Source organism: Pseudidiomarina sp. CB1, from assembly GCF_024752025.1.
GTDB lineage: Bacteria > Pseudomonadota > Gammaproteobacteria > Enterobacterales > Alteromonadaceae > Pseudidiomarina.
Window position 1 is genome coordinate 212,502 of record NZ_JANTPU010000003.1, and the last position, 25,701, is coordinate 238,202.

General features: G+C 48.7%; 25 protein-coding genes, 1 tRNA gene and 1 pseudogene. 20 read left to right on the plus strand and 7 right to left on the minus strand.

The window, feature by feature from the left end:
- The first annotated feature begins 42 nt into the window (after positions 1 to 42).
- The 11 genes and pseudogenes from NV375_RS12145 to NV375_RS12650 form a co-directional block, all read left to right on the plus strand.
- The gene (locus tag NV375_RS12145; RefSeq protein WP_258808444.1) at positions 43 to 561 is read left to right on the plus strand and encodes a nuclear transport factor 2 family protein; all 519 of its coding nucleotides are present in this window, start codon (positions 43 to 45) and stop codon (positions 559 to 561) included.
- A gap of 11 nt (positions 562 to 572) precedes the next feature.
- Entirely contained in the window at positions 573 to 1,220 is a 648-nt protein-coding gene (locus tag NV375_RS12150; RefSeq protein WP_258808445.1) for a cell wall-active antibiotics response protein, read from the plus strand.
- A gap of 300 nt (positions 1,221 to 1,520) precedes the next feature.
- A complete protein-coding gene (locus tag NV375_RS12155; RefSeq protein WP_258808446.1) occupies positions 1,521 to 2,012 on the plus strand; it encodes a hypothetical protein in 492 nt (163 codons plus the stop codon).
- A 71-nt stretch (positions 2,013 to 2,083) separates the two neighbouring features.
- Positions 2,084 to 2,446 carry a hypothetical protein gene (locus NV375_RS12160; RefSeq protein WP_258808447.1) on the plus strand — a complete coding sequence of 121 codons (363 nt, stop codon included), beginning with the start codon at positions 2,084 to 2,086 and terminating at the stop codon, positions 2,444 to 2,446.
- An 83-nt stretch (positions 2,447 to 2,529) separates the two neighbouring features.
- Positions 2,530 to 3,666, plus strand: a complete 1,137-nt coding sequence (locus NV375_RS12165) for a hypothetical protein (RefSeq protein WP_258808448.1) — start codon at positions 2,530 to 2,532, stop codon at positions 3,664 to 3,666.
- Positions 3,667 to 3,851: 185 nt separating this feature from the next.
- Complete coding sequence (locus tag NV375_RS12170; protein ID WP_258808449.1) at positions 3,852 to 4,400, plus strand: hypothetical protein; 549 nt, start codon at positions 3,852 to 3,854, stop codon at positions 4,398 to 4,400.
- Positions 4,401 to 4,490: 90 nt separating this feature from the next.
- Positions 4,491 to 4,754 carry a hypothetical protein gene (locus NV375_RS12175; protein ID WP_258808450.1) on the plus strand — a complete coding sequence of 88 codons (264 nt, stop codon included), beginning with the start codon at positions 4,491 to 4,493 and terminating at the stop codon, positions 4,752 to 4,754.
- A 60-nt stretch (positions 4,755 to 4,814) separates the two neighbouring features.
- On the plus strand, positions 4,815 to 5,618 hold the full coding sequence (locus NV375_RS12180; RefSeq protein ID WP_258808451.1) for a hypothetical protein: 804 nt from the start codon (positions 4,815 to 4,817) through the stop codon (positions 5,616 to 5,618).
- A gap of 58 nt (positions 5,619 to 5,676) precedes the next feature.
- Positions 5,677 to 6,936, plus strand: coding sequence for a hypothetical protein (locus tag NV375_RS12185; protein ID WP_258808452.1), 1,260 nt, complete (start codon positions 5,677 to 5,679; stop codon positions 6,934 to 6,936).
- 3 nt (positions 6,937 to 6,939) lie between these two features.
- Positions 6,940 to 7,272, plus strand: a complete 333-nt coding sequence (locus NV375_RS12190; RefSeq protein WP_258808453.1) for a helix-turn-helix domain-containing protein — start codon at positions 6,940 to 6,942, stop codon at positions 7,270 to 7,272.
- 182 nt (positions 7,273 to 7,454) lie between these two features.
- Positions 7,455 to 8,078: pseudogene (locus tag NV375_RS12650) on the plus strand (tyrosine-type recombinase/integrase); the annotation flags it as partial.
- A gap of 121 nt (positions 8,079 to 8,199) precedes the next feature.
- On the opposite strand, the gene NV375_RS12195 reads toward NV375_RS12650, so the two are convergent.
- The 4 genes from NV375_RS12195 to NV375_RS12210 form a co-directional block, all read right to left on the minus strand.
- Positions 8,200 to 8,275 (minus strand) — tRNA-Phe (locus NV375_RS12195).
- 105 nt (positions 8,276 to 8,380) lie between these two features.
- Positions 8,381 to 10,297 (minus strand): biosynthetic arginine decarboxylase, encoded by a 1,917-nt coding sequence (gene speA, locus NV375_RS12200; RefSeq protein ID WP_126773751.1) that lies wholly within the window; start codon positions 10,295 to 10,297, stop codon positions 8,381 to 8,383.
- Positions 10,297 to 11,232, minus strand: coding sequence for an agmatinase (gene speB / locus NV375_RS12205; protein ID WP_258808454.1), 936 nt, complete (start codon positions 11,230 to 11,232; stop codon positions 10,297 to 10,299). The genes speA and speB overlap by 1 nt, the downstream gene beginning before the upstream one ends.
- A gap of 102 nt (positions 11,233 to 11,334) precedes the next feature.
- Positions 11,335 to 12,369, minus strand: a complete 1,035-nt coding sequence (locus NV375_RS12210) for an ATP-dependent 6-phosphofructokinase (RefSeq protein ID WP_258808455.1) — start codon at positions 12,367 to 12,369, stop codon at positions 11,335 to 11,337.
- Between the two features lie 91 nt (positions 12,370 to 12,460).
- Between NV375_RS12210 and NV375_RS12215 the strand changes: the two genes are divergently transcribed.
- Positions 12,461 to 13,534, plus strand: coding sequence for an Ldh family oxidoreductase (locus tag NV375_RS12215; RefSeq protein ID WP_258808456.1), 1,074 nt, complete (start codon positions 12,461 to 12,463; stop codon positions 13,532 to 13,534).
- Here the strand turns inward: NV375_RS12215 and pdxH are convergent.
- Entirely contained in the window at positions 13,512 to 14,153 is a 642-nt protein-coding gene (pdxH, locus tag NV375_RS12220) for a pyridoxamine 5'-phosphate oxidase (RefSeq protein ID WP_258808457.1), read from the minus strand. The two genes, NV375_RS12215 and pdxH, sit on opposite strands and share 23 nt — an antisense overlap.
- 9 nt (positions 14,154 to 14,162) lie before the next feature.
- Positions 14,163 to 15,842 (minus strand): amidohydrolase, encoded by a 1,680-nt coding sequence (locus NV375_RS12225; protein ID WP_258808458.1) that lies wholly within the window; start codon positions 15,840 to 15,842, stop codon positions 14,163 to 14,165.
- Positions 15,843 to 15,985: 143 nt separating this feature from the next.
- On the opposite strand from NV375_RS12225, the gene NV375_RS12230 reads away from it, so the two are divergent.
- The 4 genes from NV375_RS12230 (at position 15,986) to glnB (ending at position 19,211) form a co-directional block, all read left to right on the plus strand.
- On the plus strand, positions 15,986 to 16,612 hold the full coding sequence (locus NV375_RS12230; RefSeq protein ID WP_258241165.1) for a response regulator transcription factor: 627 nt from the start codon (positions 15,986 to 15,988) through the stop codon (positions 16,610 to 16,612).
- A 4-nt stretch (positions 16,613 to 16,616) separates the two neighbouring features.
- On the plus strand, positions 16,617 to 17,135 hold the full coding sequence (locus NV375_RS12235) for a DUF1285 domain-containing protein (protein ID WP_258808459.1): 519 nt from the start codon (positions 16,617 to 16,619) through the stop codon (positions 17,133 to 17,135).
- Between the two features lie 74 nt (positions 17,136 to 17,209).
- A complete protein-coding gene (locus NV375_RS12240; RefSeq protein ID WP_258808460.1) occupies positions 17,210 to 18,886 on the plus strand; it encodes an NAD+ synthase in 1,677 nt (558 codons plus the stop codon).
- A complete protein-coding gene (glnB, locus tag NV375_RS12245) occupies positions 18,873 to 19,211 on the plus strand; it encodes a nitrogen regulatory protein P-II (protein WP_126773736.1) in 339 nt (112 codons plus the stop codon). The genes NV375_RS12240 and glnB overlap by 14 nt, the downstream gene beginning before the upstream one ends.
- 39 nt (positions 19,212 to 19,250) lie before the next feature.
- On the opposite strand, the gene NV375_RS12250 is transcribed toward glnB, so the two are convergent.
- A complete protein-coding gene (locus tag NV375_RS12250; protein ID WP_258808461.1) occupies positions 19,251 to 19,988 on the minus strand; it encodes an outer membrane protein assembly factor BamD in 738 nt (245 codons plus the stop codon).
- Between the two features lie 129 nt (positions 19,989 to 20,117).
- Between NV375_RS12250 and rluD the strand changes: the two genes are divergently transcribed.
- The 4 genes from rluD to pssA all read left to right on the plus strand — a co-directional run bounded on the left by rluD (position 20,118) and on the right by pssA (position 25,390).
- On the plus strand, positions 20,118 to 21,095 hold the full coding sequence (rluD, locus tag NV375_RS12255; RefSeq protein WP_258808462.1) for a 23S rRNA pseudouridine(1911/1915/1917) synthase RluD: 978 nt from the start codon (positions 20,118 to 20,120) through the stop codon (positions 21,093 to 21,095).
- A complete protein-coding gene (gene pgeF / locus NV375_RS12260) occupies positions 21,073 to 21,801 on the plus strand; it encodes a peptidoglycan editing factor PgeF (protein WP_258808463.1) in 729 nt (242 codons plus the stop codon). Before rluD ends, pgeF begins: the two co-directional genes overlap by 23 nt.
- Before the next feature lie 76 nt (positions 21,802 to 21,877).
- On the plus strand, positions 21,878 to 24,451 hold the full coding sequence (gene clpB / locus NV375_RS12265; RefSeq protein ID WP_258808464.1) for an ATP-dependent chaperone ClpB: 2,574 nt from the start codon (positions 21,878 to 21,880) through the stop codon (positions 24,449 to 24,451).
- A 108-nt stretch (positions 24,452 to 24,559) separates the two neighbouring features.
- Entirely contained in the window at positions 24,560 to 25,390 is an 831-nt protein-coding gene (gene pssA / locus NV375_RS12270; RefSeq protein WP_258808465.1) for a CDP-diacylglycerol--serine O-phosphatidyltransferase, read from the plus strand.
- The last annotated feature ends 311 nt before the right edge of the window (positions 25,391 to 25,701 follow it).

Consider the following 25,701-nt stretch of genomic DNA (forward strand, 5'->3'; position numbering starts at 1 on the left):
TAAGGAGCTCGCCGCAACTTTTACAACAAGGAGACATTGACAATGAACGTCGTTAAATTCTTACTTATTTTGCCCACTTTAATGTTTGCCGCCCAAGCACAAGAAACCGAACGCGTTGATCCCATAGCTGACTTGTCGCAAGCTGAGCTTGAGCAACAAGTATTAGCGGTGGATAACGCGATGTTCGAAGCTGCATTTGGGGGCTGCGATGCAGAGCTGTTGAAGAAAGTCTTTCCTGATGATCATGAGTTTTTTCACGACCTTGTTGGTGCGTCTCATGACTCTGAAGCCTACTGGATAGGCTTATTCGATGAGTATTTTTGCACCGAAAAACCCATTAAGCGCGAGCTCGTCGCTGGCAGCCATAAAGTGTATCCGATGCATTATTATGGCGCGTTGGTGTACGGTGAAAACCGTTACTACGTGAAAAACAAAGAAGGCGACTACGAACTCGATGATACTGGCAAATACATGCACCTGTGGCGCTTAAATGATGGTCAATGGGAGCTTGCTCGTGCTATTAGTTATGACCATCAACCACCTAAAGATAAGACTGAATAGAGAAAACGCCAATGCCCGTAAAACTTGAAGATCGGCCGATAGAGCAAGTCCGTGAAGAAACCATCGATAAACTTATCGTGAATTACAGTCACGAAGTGATTTCGAAAGAAGCCTTTGAGCGACGCTTAGATGCGGCGATGGCAACCGCCGTACACCAAGAGTTGGTCGACTTAGTTGCCGACCTGCCTATGGCCGCCGATGCGGACTATGAACAACAGAAGCAGGCAACATTTGGTGCAGGTTCGGCCGCCGCGGCGCAGGATGAAAAGTTGGTAAGTATTTTAAGCAGCAACACCCGCAAAGGCCCGTGGGTGATGCCAGCCCGCTTGAAAGTAGTTGATGTACTAGGCTCGGTTAAGCTGGACTTTAGTGAAGCTCATTTCACCCAACCCAACGTCGAGCTAGAACTCAACAGCGTGCTTGGCTCGGTGGATATTCTCGTTCCCGAGAACGTCGCGGTGGTATCTCGCGCTAGCCATATTTTGGGTTCCAGCGATGACCATTCGCCAGCACGCGAAGCCACCGCCACCCAAACCATCACCGTTACAGGCTGGTCGGTACTTGGGTCGGTCGACGTATCAGTGACACGCAACATGCGCGAACGCTGGCTCTCGTTTGCCAACAGCATGCGCGAAGCACTCGGCATGCAGCGCCGCTAAAACCGGTCATCTGAAACGAAAAAAGCCCCGCACGTGAGTGCGAGGCTTTCGGAATAATGGTGCCCAGAGGCGGAATCGAACCACCGACACGAGGATTTTCAATTAGTTATGAACTTAATTGGTAATCATCAATAGTTAATTAAAACAACCAGTTGCGGCGTTTCACTCTTCTCATATTTACGGTCAAATTGGTACATCCCCATCAGTACTGGTACAAATTTGGTACATCTGCTATTTTGGTTTTTTTTGTTGTTAAATCGTAAAAAGTTAGCTTGAAGCCGTTTTTAAAAGGACATTTGCATGAAAACACTATTACTAATTATCGGACTCGTTATTTTAAATGGCTGTGCGACGATGAGTATGATGCCAACAGACGTTTCCGATGTCGATTTTGATGCGGTGGAGGGCAAAACAGGTTGGTCTGAGTACCAGCATGCGGAAACCTTTTACGGTTACAGCCCAGATCAAGTGTATGAGGCAGCAAAGGTTGGCTTGGGTAATGCAGGTTTTTCATTGCGGCGCGCAGATAAAAGTAAAGGTGTGGTCATTGGTGAACACGGAATGACAGCACATGATTGGAATGTCTTAGCGGGAGTTTATTTCAAGTCCAAAAATGGCGAGGATACCCAAGTGAGGGTAGTTATCGAAGGCTCAAAAGATATCGGTTTTAGTGGTGATGTCACGTCCGACGGGTGGAGTGGAAAGATATTGAGTGGCCTTCGTACCCACCTAAATGAAACATATCAAGCAGTGCTTAAGGTTGACAAAGAAGATATTAAAACTAATCAGTAGGTATAGATACCGTAAGTGATCTACACACGTAAAACTGCACCAATAAATGCTCTTATGTGAGGTTGGTAACTATGAGAGCTGCGTTAAATATTCTTCTTTCTATTTTCTTATCGGTGATACCGTTTTTGTCAGTACATGCTAGTTCTGAGAGCGAATGGGACTCAATAAAGTACGATGTGGTCAAAAAAGCAATGGCAGAGGAGCTTACGTCGACTAGCATAAGGATGGAGTTAATGGCTACCGTGGGGCGCGTGTGTGCAAATAGAATTGGTGATATTACTGCAGAGTTCCTCGGTAAGCGAATTGATAAATTGCCCAGCGAGAGCGATCTTAAAATAACTATGTTGTATAAGAGCTCTATGATGGCATGCCATGAACAGGCCGAGCGTCAGTTGGGCATCCAACTTGATGCTCTCAGAGAACAGGGTTGGTAATCCTTTCCTCTTCAAGATATGTCTAGCTTTTTTGAACTAATTTAACGGGAAAGGTCAATTCCAGCCAAAAACAACGAGGAAATATGAAAAAACTAACCCTTTTGATCATAGCCATGATTGTGTCACCCCTATGCCACGCTGAGAACACAGAGGAGACATGGGTATTTGCTGGTTTAACGGATTCCTCTTGGAGAATCTCGTATAAAGAAGACAATTTTGAATTGGTCTTGTTTAGGCAATATTCGGAAGACCAAGAATATGATTATTTTGCTTTATTGACCAACCATCCTAACTTGCGACACCAAGAAGAATTATCCGTGGTCATTGATAGTCGGTTTTCCGAAGATAAAATAGAGCGAACCGAAGGCTCTACAAATATTGATGAGTCGGGGTATTCGTTATACCTCATAGATAACTCCCTTGTGAATGACTTAGCTATGGCTAGTTATGTCAGCTTTACGTACGAAGGGATAGTTTTTGAGTTTCCGACTGATGGGTTAAATATGGCAATCAGCGGTGCAGTCGTAACGATAAATAATGCGTTAGCGGATGAATCGATGCCCAATGCAAATAAGATATTTGCTTGCAGAGCAGAAAAAAGTTTCTCTCAATTAGCGTATATTTCAAAAGTTTCGGGAATGACGCGGAGTGACGTCATATCTCGCGCTATGCGACTCCTCGATAGAAATCACTCCTTTTATACTGATAGTTTCCCTCGGAAAGAGGCTGAAGAACGTTTGCAGCATTATGTTGATAACCTGTATGCGCTAAGTCCTAAACTCAGTGATAAGGAATATATTATAAAGTCCCTTCAAAGCGCGTATTTCAATATATGTCTCGCTGATGAAGATGAAAAGGAGCCTAAGGAACTCGGTCTTACTGAGCTTAAATCGAAATCTTTAGCTTTATTATCACGGCAATTCACCTTCGTGCTACTTGAGTCTTCGGCTGGAAAAAACTCAATGAAACTTTCTGAGATTGGCAGTTCAGCGTTAGCTCTATCCTCTTGCATGCTCAATAATCTCGAGTCTGGGCTCTCAGAGGAAGTATACCTCCAATACATGACCGAGTTAGTTGATACAGGTTACCCTTCTTTAGCTTGGGTCAATGTGGATGAGTCCACCCCTTTAACTGAAAGCTCTCTTAACATTTCACGAAGCAGTTTTGCGCGATGTGCATCGGGAATGCTGAGCGACTATGTAGAAACGTTTCCCGAATAAATAGAGCAATGAAATCGATGGAAATTAGAGTTTCATCCAAGTCATGGTTCTATTCTTGGGGGAGAGGAAACTATAGACCAAATGGATTGGTTTGCACTTGGTTGGATACGATTTTCTATAGCTATTCTCCGGCCAGCTGAGTCGATAAATTGTGCTGCTTGGACATAACTATGGTGGAGGGTTCTATGATTAAGTTTATTCTTGTATTTAGCCTTATTATTTTTTGTACTACATTTGCAGCGGCCACTCCTATGCTCGAACAAGAGCAAACTTGTCCAGCGAACGCTACATTTAACGTTGTAACTTGGTCTTGCCTGTGTAAACCGGGTTATGGCGCAGAGAATGGTGATTGCGTAAAGATTAAAGCCCCTGAAAATGCCCATTTAAGCTTATATGGAAGTTCGTGGGCATGTAATAAGGGTTTTGTTAAAGAGGGTGATAGTTGTGTAGCTGTGAAGCTTCCTAAGAATGCGGATTTTATAGTTGGAGGGCAATGGGAGTGTAACACTGGCTACATCCGCGTTGATATGTCATGCAAAGAAATGACGCGGCCTCAGCTTGTCGATGAACTAAAAAGTACTCACGAGTTACTTATGTTCTCATTGCTAACATCAAGACGAAACTGCGCATCTACTGTTGAAAGGTGTGAAGATGAGTGTGACAAACGCTTTAATTACACTGACGAGAGAAAGTGTCTAGAGATCTGTGAGGTACTGGAGGACGAATGCAAATGATGACATTTTTTATTTAGTCTATTGGTTATTGAACTGCCCCCCACCGGAGAAGCGAACACTGAATCGGCACATTTGCTAAGGAGGTCATGTATGGACTGGGATTACCATCACGGAGGTTTCCAGGTCTTTGGTAAAGTTCCGCACGATATGGACTTGCCGCCAGCGATTGGAAATCGGGCAAAAATAACAAAGGAACAATTTGAGTTTGAAGTCGAAATTGAATCAATCGAAGCTGGCAGGTTTGTTGGGAGGGTTCTGCTCATTTCGCCTGGAACGGCCTTGGAAGCATTAGGTATTAAACGTGGTGAAAAAGTTCATTTTCGAGCAAACAATATATTAGTTTTATACCGATAAAATACGATTTATTCGCTACTGTGGTTTTTTGTTGTCAGCATATTATGGCGTCATTTAGCAATGGAAAATTTAAAAGCTGAATATTTAAAAGGCGTATATAGCCTACTGAAGGAAATTAAATCTGATTCTGACGAAATTTTCCATGCGATAAGGAATGACCCAGAAGCCCGCGGTAAACTATTTTTTAAAGTATCTAATTGGTCACATTGGTACTCGCTGCCGTTTGTAAACCTTTGTGCTTTTGCTGCTAATTTATCTGGCTTAACGGAACCTCTTATCGAAGCATTTAAGGACGAGGATCTGCTTAAGGCGAGACTGTCTTTCTTAGATAAAATATCAGGCCATAAGCTTGAGTTTGAAAAACCTGAAGAGTCTTGGTCAGAGGAACAGACGGTTCAGCTATTTGTCCAAGTGTTGTTCGCCATTCACTATAGTCTTTCAGCGATCGGGCAAAGAAACCGCTCACTAAACTGCATGGTGGACGAACTCAAAAGTGGCTGTGAAAAGCCTGAAGAAGTAATTTTTGAGGCTGTCTCTATAGATCCTTCAATTATTGCAAATGCCGATGTAGCTCTTCACATCTCTCGCTGGACGCTTGAGGGCAACGCGGAATATTTCGATAGATTATCAAGAACTATAAAAGGAACCTATCCAGCAAAACGTGCGCAGTATGCGAACGATCTTAGAATTATGGCTCAGGTAGCCGAGGATCTCGAAGATGAGCTGACCGTAAAAACCATGTATGAAATGAACCAACTTCTGAATTTGATAGTTGAAGGTGAAGATCCATACGAAGCTATACGGAAGCACCTGCAAACTCGTAAGAAAGATACAAGGAGGTCGAAACGCGAATCGTCCTCCTAAACATTCCAGTTTAGGTGCATAAAGTAAGAAACCTCATTCACAATCTGAGGTTTCTACTATGTCGAAAAATGAACCAATCCAAAAAATCGAAGACGCCGACAATTTGTTTGCTTCGAAGAAGGAAACGAATTTCGGTGTCAATGCCAATCTAGCCAACGAGCAGGGTGCGCCACTTTGTAACACAGCACCCCCAAAATACAACGGAACTCAAATACTGCGATCTGGGGTCGATAGCCTCTATCTGTCGTTTAACGGCGATGTTCGTTCAGGACTCCTGAGCCAATTGCAGGATAAAAAGGCATTAGCACAAGCGGGAGGGCACAGCGGGAAGGCGTTCGCCGCGCTGGGCCTCGCGGGTATTCCGTTTAAGGTTCACGCCAAAGGCCAGAATATGCATCCTTTTGTTATCTCTAATCATCACTTCCGCATGCGTATCGCAGGCTCACAAGCTGGCAAAGTGCCACCGCTCTATGTCGAAATATCGAGTGAGCTACTTTCATGTTGTGGCTACGAGTCGTCGGTTCAGGCAGCAAGGGAGTTTGCGGAAGCGATTTTGAATGATGCCGACTCAGGTTCAATCAGTCGTATCGACCTATGCGTCGACTTTACGAGTTCGATAGATTGGCAGTCTGTTGATGCCAAGCGTTGGCGGTGTCGTTCGAATCATCGTGCTTTGTATCTCGAGTCTGAGCAGTTGCTCGGAAATGTCTTCGGTCAGTCGGGTGATGTATCGGCACGTTTGTATGATAAAACCAAAGAAATCGTCAAATCAGAGAAGTTTTTCTTCAAAGAGCTTTGGCAGCAAAACGGCTGGGATGGTGAAAGCTCTGTGTGGCGACTTGAATTCCAGCTACGTCGCGAAGCGTTGAAAACATGTCAGTCGCTTAATCCAGATTTCATTATCGAACTTTTCAATTCGCTGTGGCGTTATTACACCACACAATGGTTGTCACTTTGTAATGTTAACCCAAAGGATAGTAATCGCTCGCGTTGGCCGCTCGCTGCTGAATGGCAAACACTTTCGACTGCCAAGTTTAACCCCCAGCCAGTGGAAGACATTCGTCGGCTTAACTTCGAGTCCGTACCAAGCGATGAAACCATCTTTGTCGGTGCCACAGGCTATTTAACGAGCTTCATGGTCAAGTATGAGTATAAGTCGTTAGCAGAAGCGCTTACGGCTTATCCTGAACACGCCAAAAGGTACTTCAAAACCGCCGAAAACAAACACATCTCATTCGATGCCTACGTCGAGAAAAAAGTCGCCGAGAAAAAGGTGAAGTTCGTCAAGCTTGGTAAGCTTCTGGAGTCGGAGAAATGAGCCATGAAAACCTACGACCTTCACCAAGCAGCAAAGTACCTGTGTATGTCCGCATCCCATTTGGGCGAGTTGGCTCGCAGTCGGCGTATCAAAGCGGCAAAGCCTGGCAAGCGTTGGGTGTTCCTCGAAAAAGACCTTGTGGAATATCTGGATGCTTTATATTCTTTCGGTGTGAACACGCCGCAACAAGGTTGTGATGAGGAGGAATCATCATGGCATTGTACAAACGTGGGAACCTCTGGTGGACTCGCTTCACGGCACCAAACGGAGAGAGAGTATCGCGCTCTACTGGCACCGAAGAGAAGAAGCGGGCACAAGAGTATGAAGACCACCTAAAAAGTGAAGCTTGGCGGGTGTATAAACTGGGAGAAAAACCACGTCGCACATGGAAAGAAGCTGTTGTGCGCTGGTTACAAGAACGAGCCAGCAAAGCCGATGCAAAGAAAGATTTAGGCAAGCTCCGTTGGCTCGATAACTATCTCGGCACTTTGTACCTTGATGAAGTCAATCGTGATGTGGTGGATGCGATTAAGCATAAACGCTTGGAGATCGCTTCAACCAGTACCGCAAATCGTTACTTAGCATTGATTAGAGCGATTTTACGGGCAGCACGTGATGAATGGGAATGGATCGACCATATTCCCGCTATCAAGCTCTACAAGGAGCCAAGAAAGCGAGTACGTTGGTTACGACCCGACGAAGCACAGCGATTATTAAGTGAATTACCGCGTCATTTGCAGTTAATGGCGATCTTTTCACTGGCGACAGGCTTACGGCAATCAAATGTCAGTTACCTGCGCTGGGATCAGGTTGATTTAGAACGCGGTTATGCATGGATCCACCCCGACGAATCGAAATCAGGTCGGGCAATCAATGTACCGCTTAATAACGATGCGCTGGCAGTCTTACATGAAGTGCAGGGCGAGGATAGAGACTACTGCTTTGTCTATCAGGGCAAACCAGTCGAACGCACCTCTACCAAAGCATGGCATGCAGCACTGAAACGAGCGGGTATTGAAAATTTTCGTTGGCACGATTTACGCCATACATGGGCAAGCTGGCATGTGCAAAACGGTACAAGCTTACAAGAATTGCAGGAGCTTGGCGGTTGGGCATCTTTTGAGATGGTGTTGCGCTATGCACACCTGGCGAAAGGACAGCTTAAACGTGTGGCAAACAACGTGGGCGGTACAATTGGTACAAATCTGGTACAAAGCCAGAAAGTAAAAAGCCCCGCTGTTTCCAGCGAGGCCTTTAGAATAATGGTGCCCAGAGGCGGAATCGAACCACCGACACGAGGATTTTCAATCCTCTGCTCTACCGACTGAGCTATCTGGGCAACGGGGCGTATTAAACGAGTTTTTCGGCTCTGAGTCAACCGCTTTTTAGCGATTTTCTATGGTTTGTGTGCCGTTTGCTCAGTAAATACGCAGTTTGCTGAATTTTACGCCTTCAAGTAGGTACTGCCCGCCAAACATTTTTCGTAGTAGTCAGTCCAGCGCACGCCCTCACGAGGTGCGATGTGACCTTTACGAACTTCGCGGTCAATACACTTCTTCACGGTTTTGGCCATGAAATCGGTGTTGTATTGCATGGTTTCGAGTACTTTCTCGGCGGCGGTACCAGGCACGACTTCTTCGATGTAGAAGTCGCCAGGCTCGTCGTCGTGACAGTAGATATGCACTTCGGTTAAACGCCCGAACAGGTTATGCATATCGCCCATGACGTCTTGATACGCTCCGGTTAGGAACATGCCGACGTAATAGTCTTCACCTTTGCGTAATGCATGCATCGGAATGTTGTCACTGATTTCGGTGCCTTCGATGTACTTGCTGAGCTTACCGTCGCTATCACAGGTGATATCAACGATGGAGCAGCGCACTTCAGGCTTCTCCTGCAGACGACTGACCGGCACAATTGGCAACACTTGGCCAATAGCCCAAGTGTCAGCGGCTGACTGGAAAATCGAGAAGTTACACAAGTATTGGCTTGCTAAAGTATCTTCGAGCTCTTCAAGTTCTTGAAACACGAAAGCATCGCGGTCCAGCGAGTTGTGGATATCACTCAAAATGCGCCAATACATGGTGTCGAGCTTGGCCATTTCGCTAAGCGATAAAATGCCTAACTTAAATGCTTCGTAAGCACTCTGTTTAAATGATGCCGCATCGTTGTAGCGTTCTTGCGGATGCAAGTCAGCAGCGGAGACGAGTTCACGCATGTTCGAGACGAGAATATGCTCGCCGTCTGCAGCGGAAATATCAAACTGCGCCCCGGTGTTTTTAATTTCGCCAACAATATTGGTCACCACACAACTATGGTGAGCGGTAATGGCACGGCCACTCTCGCTCACTAGGTTCGGGTGCGGTACTTCTTCCAGATCACAGATCTGCTTCACCCCATAAACGACGTCGGCGACGTACTCCTCGGTGGAGTAGTTGCGTGACGAGTCAGTGGTCGAGCTGGTGCCATCGTAATCGATGCCTAAGCCGCCACCGATATCAAGGTATTCCAGTGGCACGCCTTCCTGAATAAGTTTGGCGTACAGGCGAGCACCTTCAGAAACGGCTTCTTTGACTTTGCGAATATCCGACATCTGACTACCAATGTGGAAGTGCAGTAACTTCGCACAGTGCAGCATGTCTTCTTTCTTCAGTAACTCGATAATGTTCAGGATCTCAGTAATGCTCAGGCCGAATTTCGCTCGGTCGCCACTGGAGCCGGCCCATTTACCGGCGCTACGCACCATCATCTTGCTACGCAAACCAATCAGCGGCTCTACACCGAGCTTTTTCGCTAGTGGAATGAGCATTTCGAGTTCGCTGTATTTTTCGATGACAATGATCATCTTGCGGCGCAACTGCCGTCCGAGCAATGCGAGCGTCAGATAGTCTTCATCTTTATAGCCATTAAGTACGGTCAGTGCATCTGGGTTCTCGTTATAGGCGAGGACGGCCATAAGTTCAGGCTTTGAGCCTGCTTCGAGGCCATAGTTGTAGGGTTCACCGGCGTCGATGATCTCTTCAACGACTTCACGCATTTGGTTGACTTTGATCGGAAACACACCGCAGTACTTGCCTTGGAAATTGGCTTCTTCGATGGTTTTCGCAAAGGTCTCGTTCAAGATTTCAACTTGTGAGCGCAAGATGTCGTGAAAACGAATAACCGCTGGCAATTGAATGCCTTCAGCACGGATCTCATCCAACACATCTTTCATGTCGATGGTGACGTCGGGCAGACGATGATTGGGTGCAATTTGAATATTGCCGTTGTCACCAATCGAAAAATAACCCGCGCCCCAACGGTTCACACCGTAGAGCTCTTCGGCGTCGTCAATGCTCCAGTCTTGAGTGCTGTCGCCCATTAGCGCGCTCCCTTTTCATTCAAAATAATCAGCAATTCACGGACAATTTTTGCCGCAAAAACATCAGAGTTACCGGTCGGGTCGATTTCGGGTGACAGTTCGACCACGTCAGCGCCAACCAAATTCTTCTCGCGCAAAATCTTCATCAAACTCACATACGAGTGAAAGTCTTCGCCGCCTGGCTCAGGTGTACCGGTGCCCGGCAAGAATGCTGGATCAAAATAGTCCAAATCGAGCGTCAAGTAGATCGGACGATCGCCAGCAATCGCAGCCACGCTATCTAAAAAGTCTTTACGCGAAGTACGCACTGTCTTGTGCTCTTTCATGTACTGATACTCTTCGCGCGTTCCCGAACGGATGCCGTATTGAATCAGTTCATGGCCCGGACCAAAGTGATCGAGCGAGCGACGAATAATCGATGCATGCGAATAGTGGTAACCCAAGAAACCGTCACGCAGGTCAGCGTGGGCATCAAGATGCAACAGCACGAGGTCAGGGTATTGAGCCAAGTACTTGCGGATTGGCGCATAAGAAATCGAGTGTTCACCACCTAAGGTAAGCACACGCACATTGTCCTTCGCCAAATCCAACGGGCCAAATAGCGCATCAAACTGATCGGTCGCGTGACGCCACTGGCCTTCTATATCGTCACCATGACCTAGTGAAAGGTTCCCGAGATCGTAAAAAGGGTGATCAAACAGGTCGGCATCAAGATAAGGTGAATACGATTCGATGTCTTCCGAAACCGCACGCAGGCCGTCAGGACCATTGCGTGTGCCTTTACGAAAACAGGCAGTGCCATCAAAACCAAACCCAATCATGTGAGTGGCGTTGGCATGGATCGCATTATCAACTTGTGCACCAAAAAATTCGCGCACTGGGGCGACCGTTTGGACGTTTACGGAAGTTACCGCGTCAGTTTGATGTTGGCTCAAGGTCAAGCACCTCCGTCGTTGCAACAGGGCAGTAAAAATGGGCAAATAAAAAAGGGGGCTATTATCTGCGCAAAAGCCCCGAAATGCTACACTTTTACCGCCTTAATTGTCTGTTTTCGTACGCCGATTTTTCTTCACTGGATTAAAAATCTCATGTTGAATGCGCAATAGGTTCTGATCGAGTGGATTTTTCTTTTGCCACGTATCCGGTAGCGGCACTGCAACACGTTCGTTGGCGCGCTTTCCTGCCATAACACGGTGCTCACCAGCAAGTAATAATTCGACGGCGTGGACCCCGAGCTCCGAGGCTAAGATCCGATCGGCTGGTGCTGGCGCTCCGCCGCGTTGAATGTGCCCAAGTAAACACGGGCGGCAGGGTAAGTGGTGTTCGGCTTCAAGCTGTTCAGCCAAGGCTACGGCGCCGCCTGGCCATTGATGTTCACTCAACACCATCACGTAACTACCTTCGCCACGAATTTCTTGCACGCGTTGGATATGTTTGACGAGGGCGGCAACGGTTAATGGCTTCTCTTTTTGCAGCTCCGGCAAAATCATTCGTTCGGCGCCCGCGGCCATGGCACTTCCGAGGCCAATGAAGCCAGCGTCACGGCCCATGACTTCGACAATAAACACGCGGTCCATCGCATCTGCCGTGTCACGGATCTTATCCAAAGCATCCATGGCAATATTGACGGCGGTGGCATAGCCGATGGTCATGTCGGTGCCGTACAAGTCATTATCGATGGTGCCAGGGACGCCGATAATTTTTCCTTGCCAATGGTTGGCTAAATGATCGGCGCCGCGAAATGAGCCGTCGCCGCCAATGATTACCAGTGCGTCGATGTTATGGCTATCAAGGTTTGCGGCGGCTTCTTGTGCGGCATCGGCCTCTTTGAAGCGTTGGCAACGAGCGCTTTTGATAATGGTTCCTGAGTACTGCAGGATATGCAGTACGTCTTTGGCTACGAGCGGCATATAGTCGTTGTCTAATAACCCCTGGTAGCCATGACGAAAGGCAATGGTTTCAATACCATAATGCTCAGCGGCGAGCACCACCGCCCGCAACGCAGCATTCATCCCTGGTGCATCACCGCCACTGGTGAGCACGCCAATCCGTTTTATTGTTTGTGAAGACACTGCGCGCTTACTCCTCTGCAATGTGTCGTATGTTACGCCTATTATTTGGTAAGCTTATCGAACTAATTACGAATAACAAGCGATGGAGCTCATGAGCGAAGAAAAAAAGCGTTCTGTACAAGCCATGACGGACTGGGCGAGCAGATGTTTAGAAAAGCAGGGTGCGACACCGAATGTCGCACAAGCGATGGCGAAGCATTTAGTTGCCGGTGATCTGCTCGGCTTTCGCACCCATGGATTGCTGCGCTTACGGTATAATTTACAAGCGCTGCAAAGCGGCCAAACCAAGCCGAGTGGGCGCGCCGAAGTGCTGCAGCAACGTGCGGCGATCGAGCTTTGGGATGCTGACCTGTTGTCCGGTTTATATGTTGTGCCGCAGGCCGTGGCGCGCGCTATTGAGATGGCGCGCGAGTGTGGCACTGGTACCGTGGTTGTGCGACGTACACAACATGTTGCAGCATTGGCCGTCTACCTAGAGCAGGCAGTCGAGGCGGGTATGCTGATTCAAATGATGTGTAGCACGCCAGCACAACAAGTGGTCGCCCCCTATGGCGCGAAGTCAGCGTGTTTTTCGCCGAATCCGTTCGCCATCGGCGCTCCCACACAAACCGATCCGATATTGCTTGATATGAGTTTGTCGATGACCGCGGCGGGTAAAGTGCGAACGGCGTTGGCCGAACAGCGGCAACTACCTTATGCGGCGCTGATTACGCCAGCGGGTGATTACAGTTGTGACCCCGCGACCTTTGTTGCCGATCCGCCAAGTGTATTGGCGAGTCTTGGTGGCAAAGAGCTTGGCTATAAAGGTACAGGTTTGAATTTGTTTAGTGAGTTGTGGACGTTGGCGCTGAGTGATTATGGCCGACAGGATGCGCTCGAGGCTGATGCAGATGCCAACACGGTATGGTTGCAAGTCGTCGATCCGACGGCTTTGGCACCGACCGGCGCATTTGAGCAACAGGCGAGTGCGTTGGTGGCGGCATTGCAAAATGCCGATCCCATTGACCCGCAACATCCGGTGCGCGTACCGGGAGCTGGCGCGTTGGCGACACGCCGGCGGCAAGTTGAGCATGGGTTAGAATACAGCGCAGCCACCTGGCGACAATTGCAGTGGTGCGCTGAATTTTGTGAAGAGCCGTTGCCTACGGCTGCAACCGCTCAATAAGCCAAGACGTATCTTTCTGTAGGCGGTAAATAAAACGGTCATGCAGCCTGAATTTGCCGCCTTGCCAAAATTCAAACAAGCTGGGCTTGATGCGATAACCGCCCCAAGTTTTCGGCATCGGTACAGGTTGCCCTTCGTACTCCTCGGTAAGCTGATGATAACGGGCTTCGAGCTCGTCGCGGGTGGCGATCGGCGAGCTTTGCGCAGAAGCTAATGCGCCAAGTTGGCTGGCGCGCGGGCGACTCTGAAAATAAGCTTCGCTGCTGGCCTGATCGATTTTTTCAATGCGACCTTCAACACGAATCTGCTGTTCCAGCGGTAACCAAGCAAAGTGCATCGCTACTTGCGGATTAGCTTCGATGTCTTGGCCCTTTTGACTGGCGTAGTTGGTGTAAAAAATAAAGCCTTCGGCATCGACATCCTTCAGCAGCACAATGCGCTGATGAGGCTGCCCCTCACGACTCACGGTCGCGAGGGTGAAGGCGGTTGGATCAACCAATAAGCCACTGGCTTTCGCCGCACTAAACCAATCAGCAAACTGCTTAAACGGGTCGTCGTTTAGAACAGCGCGGCGTAACTGTGCGCGTTCGTAGTCGCGCCGCTCATCGTGTAACTTCATAGCTTACCTCTATTGTTGAGACTGTTGGTAGACCGCTTCGCCAGCGACATAAGTCGCTAAAACGTTGGCGCGCCATAGTTTAGCGCTATCGACGGCAAACGGGTCTTGATCAAGAACAATGAAATCTGCCCATTTACCCGGTTCTAAACTACCAAGTACCTGCTCTTGCCCCGCAGCATAAGCCGCATCAAGGGTAAAGGCACGCAGCGCTTGCTCTAAAGTCATGGCCTCGTGGGCATACCAGCCACCTTTTGGCTGATTGTCACGATCTTGTCGGGTTACCGCAGCATGAACGCCAAAGAATGGGTTCGATAGCTCAACCGGAAAATCTGACCCCGCTGCAACAATGGTGCCTTGTTGCAGGAACGTCTGCCATGCATAAGCACCGCGCATGCGCGCTTTACCGAGGCGATCTTCGGCCATGTTTTTGTCGGAAGTGGCATGCGTAGGCTGCATTGAGGCAATCACATCGAGTTCGGCAAAGCGACTTAGGTCATCAGGATGGACAACCTGCGCATGTTCGATACGGTGACGAAGATTGCGTCCACCAACCGTTTCGTACGCTGCGGCGAATTTATCGAGCGCAATCCGATTCGCTCGGTCACCAATGGCATGGATATTGATTTGGAAACCATGCGGAATAATCAGTTCGAACAGGTCTTCAATGGCACCAGGTTGGGTAACCAGCAGACCACGGTTATTTGGGTCATCATGGTAAGGTTCAATCAGCGCTGCACCGCGACTGCCTAAAGCGCCGTCAGTATAGATTTTAACGCTGCGCACGGTTAAGCGATCATCGTCTGTGGTAATCGGGCCCGCGGCGAGTAACTCTGGTAGGCTTGGCTCCATTGCACTCAGCATCGCGTAAACGCGCACTGGCATTGCCTCAGCCGCTGCCAATTCTTGGTAAACCGCCAAGTTAGTGGCGTCAATGCCGGCATCGTGTACGCCAGTAATACCCTCTGATGCTAAATGGTCGAACGCCGCTGTTAGCGCACGACGGTGATAGTCCGCATCTTTTTGTGGCAGCTTTTGTTCGACCAAAGCCATGGCATTGTCGATAAGTACGCCGGTGGGTTGGCCATTATCATCGCGAATAATTTCGCCGCCTTCTGGGCTTACCGTGTTTGCTGTGATCCCCGCAAGCTCTAAGGCTTTGCTGTTGGCCCAACCGGCATGGCCATCGACGCGCGTTAACCACACCGGGCGCTCGGCCAGAAACTCATCCAGACTTGCAGTCGTCGGGAACTTGCGAACTTGCCAATTTTCTTGGTTCCAACCGCGGCCAATGACCCATTCGCCGTTTTCGGTTTCGGCAAAGGCGACCACTCGTTCAACGGCATTTTGCTCAGACGTTGCCTCACGCAAGTCCACTTGCATTAAATTTTCACCGAGACCTAGCATGTGCCCATGCGCATCAATGATGCCGGGTAAAACGGTTTTGCCTTGCAAATCGATACGGGCAAGCTCGTTACTAGCAAATAATTTGCCTAAGACTTCGGCGTCACCGGTAGCAGCGACTTTTCCGTCCTTAACCACAAGACCATCAAAGCGTTTTAGTTGAGCGTTTTCGCCGGCGGTGCCGGTAAGCGTGTAACCCTGAAAGTTAAAATAAAGGGTCGATTGTGCATTTGCGGTGTAAGCGACTAAGCTAAATGTTAGTGCTAACAAGGATGATACAATTCGCATGGCATTCTCTCTGTAGTGTTTATGACGATCAACGTATCGTTTATTTAAGGTTTATATTTGTTTACAACTATCGCTCACAAATGTTTCAAAAACGTATATGATCCGTGTAAACTGTTCACATACTAACAAGTGCGCAAAGAGCTATGAAAATTCTAATAATAGATTCTCAATTTTTTACTCGTGCTGGACTTATCCATCTTTGCACAAGCTACACTTCGGAGCTATCCATCTTCGAAGCGCCGACTTTTGAGTTAGCAAATGAGTATCTACAACACAGTAGCCAGTATAATTTAATTTTTCTCGATATGGACTTACCTGATGCAGAGTTACGTCCAACCCTAGCGCAAATAAAACATTACGCGCCAACCGCGCATGTGGTTCTTTTCTGCTGGCCACGACCGATGACCGAGATTCGTCAAGCCATGAGTGCTGGCGTACGTAGTTACTTACCCAAAGACTCAAGCGCCGAAGAAGCAAAGCATGCAGTACGCACTTTACTGCGTAACGATCGTTATGTGCCAGATGAAACGAAGCTAACCGATATGCCAATTCGTAATAGCCAAGCGGAAAATTTTCTATCGCCGCGGCAACTTGAAATTATGCAGCTGTTAGCACAAGGACTTTCAAATAAAGAGATCGCCACGATTCTCGGGATTACTGAAGGGACCATCCGCGTCCATCTTTCTGCTATATTTAAAGCGATTAAGGTTTCAAATCGCACTGAAGCAACGCTTTGGTATTTACTTCGTCAGAAACGACTTGTGAGTTAACACTATGCAATTACAGCAGCTTCTAAAATCATTAGAACTGCGCAATCACGCTCCCACCGAGCAATGGGACCCGCAGTACTGTGGTGAAATCCCACTTCACATCGACGCTAATGGCAAATGGTTTTATCAAAACTCACCGATTGGGCGCGAACGCTTGGTTAAGCTGTTTGCCTCGGTGCTGGTGTGTGAGAACGGCGAACACTTTCTGGTGACGCCGGTCGAGAAGGTGAAAATTAGCGTCGCCGATGCGCCGTTAGTGATTGTTGCTTGGCAACAGGTCAACAACGAGCAGGGCAGCGTCATTCAAGTGACCACCAACGTTGATACCCAATACCCGCTCTCCGACGATTATCCGTTGTTGGTAAAGGACCAAGTCCCCTATGTGCAGCTTGACCATGGCTTAGTAGCCAAAGTGGCGCGTACGGTTTACTACCAGTGGGCTGAGCTGGCCACGCTCGACGAGGCCACACAAACTCTACAAATTACCAGCGGCAACAGTGTTTTTACTTTAGGCCATCTTTAGTCACAGTATTTGCCCACCGCAACAGCCTGCTATATTATGCGCAGCTTAGTTACGCGCAGAGGTAAAAGTACACTATGAAACCGATAACGGTGGCAATCGCGCAGCTTGACTTCACTGTGGGTGCAATCAAGCGCAATACCGATACCATTTTATCCGCACTTGGCGAGCATGAAGAAGCCGACATTGTCGTTTTTCCAGAGCTAGCGATCACGGGCTATCCCCCCGAAGATCTGTTATTTCGTAGTGACTTTGAACGGCTTGTCGACAGCGCTTTGGAGCGGATCGCGGCTGGCGCCGAGCATCAGGTCGCGGTGGTAGGGCATCCGCAAAGGGTTGGCAACGAGCTATTTAATAGCGTTTCGGTGCTGCACCGTGGGAAATGTTTGGCGCGTTATCACAAGCAACGTCTACCGCAGTACGGTGTATTTGATGAGCAACGTTACTTTATCCCAGGCCATGCCCCCTGCGTCTTTGAATGGATGGGCCATCGTGTTGGTTTGCTTATTTGCGAAGACCTTTGGCATCCGGAACCGCTTGCAAAAACCCTCGCTGCTGGTGTCGATTGGGTGATTTCGATCAATGCCTCGCCTTTTGAAGTGGATAAACATGAGCAACGCATGCATGTGTTGCAGCAACGCGTACATGAAAGCGGTTGTCCAATTGTTTACGTCAATAATTGTGGTGGTCAGGATGAGTTGGTCTTTGATGGCCATTCGCTAGTGCTCGACAGCGATGGTGAGCTGGTTGCCGAACTCCCGCATTGCGAGCCCTGCTGTGCCGAATTGCGTTTTGATGCAACTGGAATTCGGCCGTTAGATAAAAGATATGCGTCGCAACAACGTGTCGTCGGCGAAGACTTGCGCTTGGCCGAAGTCCGCAAGGCGGTGGTGTTGTCGATTCGCGATTACGTTCGAAAGAATGGTTTTCAGGGCGTAACTCTTGGGCTTTCTGGCGGCATCGACTCGGCGTTAACCCTAGCCTTGGCTGTGGAAGCCTTGGGCGCGGCTGCCGTTCATGCGGTGATGATGCCGTTTCGCTACACCTCAAAAATGAGCCTCGAAGACGCTGAACAGCAAGCGAAAACGCTCGGTGTTCGCTATGACGTCATTGCTATCGAACCGATTTATGAAAGCTTTATGCAGCAGTTGGCACCACAACTTGCCGGGCACGAGCCGGATGTGACCGAAGAAAACTTGCAGGCCCGAAGTCGTGGTGTGTTGCTGATGGCACTATCGAACAAAACCCGCTCGTTGGTGCTTACTACTGGGAACAAGAGCGAGCTTGCCGTCGGTTATTGTACGTTATACGGCGATATGTGTGGTGGTTTTGCGCCGATCAAAGATCTTCCCAAGATGATGGTATTTGCTTTGGCGCGGCACATGAACGCGACCAGCGCCGAAGATGTAATTCCAGTGCGGGTCATTGAGCGTCCGCCATCGGCCGAGCTTGCGCCAGGACAAACAGACCAAGACAGCCTGCCAGAATACGCCGTGCTGGATAAGATTATTCATCTTTATGTGGAGCAGGATTGGTCGCCGTTGGAAATTGTTGATGCCGGCTATGCCAAGTCAGATGTCTTGCGTGTTGTGCGCTTGGTTGATATTAATGAATATAAGCGTCGCCAAGGTGCGGTAGGTCCGAAGATCACCTCTCGTAACTTTAGTAAAGATCGACGTTACCCAATTACCAATCATTTTCGGTATGAATTAGAACGCGAGTTAACCACAGAGGCAACCCATGAAAAAAATTGAAGCCATTATCAAGCCGTTCAAGTTAGATGACGTGCGCGAAGCTTTATCAGAGGTGGGTATTGCCGGCATGACCGTCACCGAAGTAAAAGGCTTTGGGCGGCAAAAAGGGCACACAGAGTTGTATCGCGGCGCTGAGTATATGGTTGATTTTTTGCCGAAGGTAAAACTAGAAATCGTCGTTGCCGATGATCAAGTTGAAACTTGTATTGATGCAATTATGGAAACTGCTCAGACGGGTAAAATCGGCGACGGTAAGATTTTCGTCAGCACCATTGAGCGTGTGATTCGAATCCGTACCGGCGAGGAAAACGAAGACGCCGTGTAAAAACACGGCGTCGGTAAAATTAAAGGCTTGTTCGGACCACTAAAAGTTAGTGTTTAACGTGGCCTGTGCACTGGCACTTAACTCATCAAGACCCAATGCATCGTAGCTGGCGATCATGATTTCCAATGCGCGTTGCGTTTCCGGTGTATCAGGAAAGCTCTCCAATACGTATTTGCCGCGGTTCGCTGCCGCTAACCAAGCTTTCCGTTTCATATAATATTCGGCTACCGCAAGCTCATATTTCGCCAGGCGACTTTTGATCGCGATCATACGCTGTTTCGCATCGGCAGAGTATTTCGAGTCTGGGAAGCGACGAAGTAACGATGTGAAATCGTTAAAAGCTTCCTCAGCTTTACTAGGATCACGGTCAGAGCGATCAATGCCGACAAATTCTTGCACAGCATTCGAATCGGCACGTTGGTTAATCAACCCGCGCATATACATTACGTAATCGAGGTTAGGGTGATTTGGGTTCAGTTGCATGAAACGGTCGACTTCGGCTAAAGCTTTGTCGACGTCACCCAACTTATAGTTCACGTAAATTTTGTCCATCTGCACTTGGTGTGCGTAAGGGCCAAATGGGTAACGCGTTGAATGTTGTTGAAGGATACTTTGTGCAGTACTGAAATTACCGGCAGCGATACTGCCTTGGGCTTTTTCATAAAGTAACGCCGCATCATTGAGAACAGCTGAAGTGATTTCATCTTCATCCGGTGAACTTGAACATGCCGAGAGCATGACGGAAAGCGCTAACAGCAAACTAATACGCAGTTTCATAAGCAGTTGTTCTGATCTCTGTTGATTTAGTTTTGGTGCCTAGCCGACCAAACAGGTACACTATACACATCGAATTTGCATGCATTCTATCGCAGCCTTTGCTGCTTTCACAGGTCCATTGTCTATTTTATGAGTGAACATATTGAATTAACGGGTACGGTCCCTGCTACGTGCAACGGCAAACGCTTGGACCAAACACTTGCGGAGTTGTTCCCTGACTACTCACGATCGCGGTTAAAAACGTGGATCACCGATGGTTGGGTGAAGGTTGATGACGTGGTCGTCGACAAACCTCGCGAGAAGGTTATTACGGGTATGACAGTTACCGTCAATGCTGAAATCGTTGAAGAACAGCGTTTTGAACCGCAAGCGATAGAGCTGAATATTGTTTACGAAGACGATGACATCTTAGTGTTGAATAAGCCAGCTGGACTCGTCGTTCACCCCGGCGCAGGCACCCCAGATGGCACTTTGTTAAACGCGTTGTTACATCATTTCCCAGCCATTGATCAGGTTCCTCGTGCGGGCATTATTCACCGACTGGATAAAGACACCACCGGCTTGATGGTGGTGGCGAAAAACGTGCCAGCGCAGACGCATTTAGTGGCGGCGATGCAAGAGCGTGAAATCACCCGTGAGTATGAAGCGGTGTGTAATGGACCAATGACGGCAGGCGGACATATTGACGAGCCGATTGGTCGCCATCCGACCAAACGCACGCATATGGCGGTGGTGCCGATGGGCAAACCGGCGGTCACGCACTATCGAGTAGTGGAGCGTTTTCGCAACCATACCCATTTGCGCTTGCGCCTCGAAACTGGGCGTACTCATCAAATTCGCGTACATATGGCTCACTTACGTCATCCGTTGGTCGGCGACTTTACCTACGGCGGTCGTCCACGGCCGCCACAAAATGCGTCACCCGAACTGTTAGCCTACTTGCGTGGCTTTAAGCGCCAAGCCTTGCATGCCGCACGGTTGTCACTGCATCATCCAATCACGGGAGAATGGATGAGCTGGGATGCCCCAACGCCGCCAGATTTTGTTGAGTTGTTGCAGTTGCTGCGCGCCGATCGGCAAAGCCATGGCCACGACGAACGTCACTAATCGCGCTTTCGGGATTGTCCCTGAATGGCGGTTGCCAAACGGGGTACAGGCTCGCGTCACGACCGTTGACGAACCTGGTAACCTTGCGGTGCATGTTGGCGATGATCCAGCTAGGGTGATTCGCCATCGCCGTTTATTGCAACGGCAATTAGCCTTGCCAGTAGCACCAAAATGGTTAGCGCAGTACCACAGTGCAAATATTGTCCGTTACGAAAACTGTAGGGCTGGCGTTGCCGCCGATGCGATATGGGCGCAAAGTACGCCGTCGGTATGTGCGGTGTTGACCGCCGACTGTTTGCCAATACTTATGGTTAGTGATGACGGTGAGGTTATCGCCGCAATTCATGCAGGTTGGCGCGGTTTGGTCTCGGGAGTAGTAAAGCATACGGTAGAGGCGCTGCCTAAATTGCCACAGCAACTTCATGCCTATATTGGTCCAGCAATTACGCGCGAGCATTTTCAAGTCGGCGCCGACGTTTACCAAGCTTTCGCACAGCATGGCTTAGCGGATAATGCGACGTTTTCTCCGCAAACCCAGCAAAAATGGCTTGCCGATCTGCCGTTACTTGCCGAGCGGGTGTTGCAAGGCTGTGGTGTGGAGCACGTCACCCAGAGTGGCCTATGTACCTATAGTGATCCGCGTTTTTCTTCCCACCGTGAGAATCCTGCAGCAGGGCGCATTGCCAGCTTGATCTGGAAAAGTTAACTCGCGCACTTGAAACTGCTTATTTTATACCCACATTTACGACAAGGACTTTTATCGTATGTGAGGTAGTAAAATCATGCGTTTTGACAAATTAACCCATAAATTTCAATTAGCCATCGCTGATGCGCAATCACTGGCATTAGGGCGCGATCACCAATTTATTGAGCCGGTGCATATTATGCACGCGTTGCTTAATCAAGACGGTGGCACCCTGCGACCACTCTTAACTTATTTACAAATCGACAGTAATCGATTGCGGACAGAGTTGAGTCGTGCGCTGGACGGCCTGCCTCAAGTAGAGGGCGTGGGTGGCGAAGTGCAGGCGTCAGCGGCCACTGGCACGCTGCTTAATCTGTGTGACAAGTATGCACAAAAACGCAACGACCAATACATCTCGTCTGAGCTCTTCGTGTTGGCGGCAACCGAAGACAAGGGCAAGCTCGGCGATATTCTTAAAGGCTTAGGCGTGACCCGTGACAAAGTCGAGCAAGCCATTCAGCAAGTGCGCGGTGGCCAGAACGTTAATGACCAAAGCGCTGAAGACCAGCGCCAAGCCCTCGACAAGTACACTATTGATCTCACTGAGCGGGCGGAGCAGGGCAAGCTTGACCCAGTGATTGGGCGCGATGATGAAATTCGTCGCACAATTCAGGTGTTGCAACGTCGTACCAAGAACAATCCGGTGCTTATTGGCGAACCAGGTGTGGGTAAAACCGCAATTGTGGAAGGCCTTGCACAGCGTATTGTCAATGGCGAGGTGCCTGAGGGATTGAAACACAAGCGCGTGCTTTCGCTGGATCTGGGCGCGTTGCTAGCCGGTGCTAAATATCGTGGTGAATTCGAGGAGCGTTTGAAAGCGGTCCTTAATGAACTCAGTAAAGAGGAAGGGCGCATTATTCTCTTTATTGATGAATTGCACACCATGGTTGGCGCTGGCAAAGCGGACGGTGCAATGGATGCGGGGAATATGCTCAAACCTGCGCTAGCACGTGGTGAGCTGCATTGTGTCGGCGCGACTACCCTCGACGAGTATCGCCAATATATTGAAAAAGATGCTGCACTTGAACGCCGTTTCCAAAAAGTGCTTGTTGATGAGCCTTCCGTGGAAGACACCATCGCAATCTTGCGTGGTCTAAAAGAACGTTATGAGGTGCATCACTCGGTACAAATCACGGATCCAGCGATTGTGGCGGCTGCGACCTTATCGCACCGCTACATCAGTGATCGTCAATTACCGGACAAAGCGATCGATTTGATTGATGAAGCAGCCTCGAGTATTCGCATGCAAATTGATTCCAAGCCGGAGGACCTCGATCGGCTTGAGCGTCGTATTATTCAGCTGCAGCTGGAACAAAAAGCGATGCAAAAAGAAGATGACGAAGCGAGTAAAAAACGCCTTGAAACCCTTGAGCGTGAGCTTGCGGATCAACAACGCAAGTATGCAGAACTTGAAGAGGTCTGGTTAAGTGAAAAAACTGCGGTGCAGGGAGCGCAAAATATCAAAGCGCAGTTGGAAGAAGCGAAACGTGACTCAGAAATCGCCAAACGAGCTGGCGATTTAAATCGGATGTCGGAACTTCAGTATGGCCGCATTCCTGAACTTGAACGTCAGTTGAAGGCCGCTGAAGAAGCTGAAGGAAAAGAGATGACCTTGTTGAAGAACAAGGTGACTGATGAGCAAATTGCCGATGTACTGTCGCGCTGGACGGGTATTCCAGTAAGCAAAATGCTCGAAGGTGAGCGCGAGAAATTATTGCAGATGGAAACGCAATTGCACCAGCGAGTGGTGGGTCAAGATGAAGCTGTGACGTCGGTGGCAAATGCCATTCGTCGTTCGCGTGCGGGCTTGTCCGACCCGCAGCGCCCGATTGGCTCGTTTTTATTCCTTGGGCCAACTGGCGTAGGTAAAACCGAATTGTGTAAGTCGCTGGCAGCGTTCTTATTTGACACTGAAGATGCCATGGTTCGCATCGACATGTCCGAGTTTATGGAAAAGCATGCCGTTTCGCGACTGGTGGGCGCACCTCCGGGTTATGTAGGTTATGAAGAAGGCGGTTACCTAACTGAAGCCGTGCGTCGTCGGCCATACTCAGTGATTCTGTTAGATGAAGTGGAGAAAGCGCACCCAGACGTTTTTAATATCCTGTTGCAAGTATTGGACGATGGACGCTTAACTGATGGGCAAGGGCGCACCGTCGATTTTCGCAATACGGTTATCATCATGACCTCAAACTTGGGCTCTGATGTGATCCAAGAAAAAGCGCACCAGCAAAGTTATGATGAGATGAAAGCCGATGTGATGGAGATTTTACAACATCACTTCCGTCCGGAATTTTTGAATCGCGTAGATGAAACCGTCGTGTTCCATCCATTAGCGAAGTCAGAAATCCGCTCAATTGCGCAGATTCAGTTAGCACGTTTATATAAGCGTCTTGCTGAGCGTGATTATCGACTTGATTTGAGTGATGCTGCGCTCGACCATCTTGCCGCCGCGGGTTTTGACCCAGTATTTGGTGCGCGACCATTGAAACGCGCGATTCAGCAAGAGATCGAAAATCCATTAGCACAGCAGTTATTAGCTGGGAAGTTACTGCCAGGTAAAGCTATCAAAGTAGATTACCAAGATGACGCAATTGTCATCAGCCAGTAACCTCATTGCTTAGACCAAGCTATAGCAGCGAGCTGTAAAGCCTATTTATTGCGGCTCGCATGCTATGCTATCCTGCACGGTCTTAACTATTTGTAATCAGGAAGCACTATGCCAAATAATGCATCGACGAAGAACCGAGGCATCTTTTTATTACCGAACTTGCTGACGACAGCAGGACTTTTCTCTGGTTTTTTTGCCATTGTCGCATCAATGAATAACCAGTTTGAGTCTGCCGCTGTAGCGATTTTCATTGCTATGGTGTTTGATGGCTTGGACGGTCGAGTCGCGCGAATGACGAATACGCAAAGCGATTTTGGTGCCGAATACGACAGTATGGCTGATATCGTTTCCTTCGGTATGGCTCCGGCGCTCGTGATGTATAACTGGGCACTATCCGATTTAGGTAAGTTCGGTTGGCTTGCGGCGTTTATTTTCGTTGCCGGTGGAGCGCTGCGGTTAGCTCGCTTCAATACTAATCTTGGCTCGTCGGATAAACGTTATTTCCAAGGCTTAGCAATTCCTAGTGCCGCCGCCATTGTCAGCGGGCTAGTTTGGGTTGGCTCAAAGTATGAAGTTGAGCCTGACTCTATTAGTTACCTAGCCGCCATCATTACCATTTGTGCTGGTTTATTGATGGTAAGTAACTTCCGCTACCACTCGTTTAAAGATGTTGATTGGCGTGGACGCGTTCCTTTTGTAGTTATCCTTGCGATGGTTTTGGCTTTCGTGGTGGTGGCAACAGAGCCATCGTTAGTATTGTTTAGTATTTTCTTCTTGTATGCGCTTTCTGGCCCAATCCTGACTGTACGCTCAGTGAAACGTCTTGAGTTGAAGCATGTCGTCGGTGATACAGATGATGATTGTGAGAAAGACGACGAAAAGGCTGACAAGAGTGCGAAAAAAGAACAAACCGAAGAGAAAAAAGACGCTGACGGCTAAAAACTGAGCAGTCAGTATTTATTTCGCAAAAAGATCTTGCACCAAGGCAAATGATCCTTATAATTCGCCGCCGTTGTCACCGAGGGCAAAGCCAAAGGGGATAACGGTCAGCGGCGTTTAGCGCCTGCAAAAAAAGATCAAAAATGATCTTGACGCTGACAAGGGAAAGCGTAAAATACGCATCCCGCTCGAGAGTTCCGAAAGGCCCGAGCGAAACGTTCTTTAACAATATATCAAGCCAAGCAAACTGTGTGGGCACTTACCGGATTCAGGCAGAGAAAAGCATCTTCGGATGCGAAAAAGTATCTTCG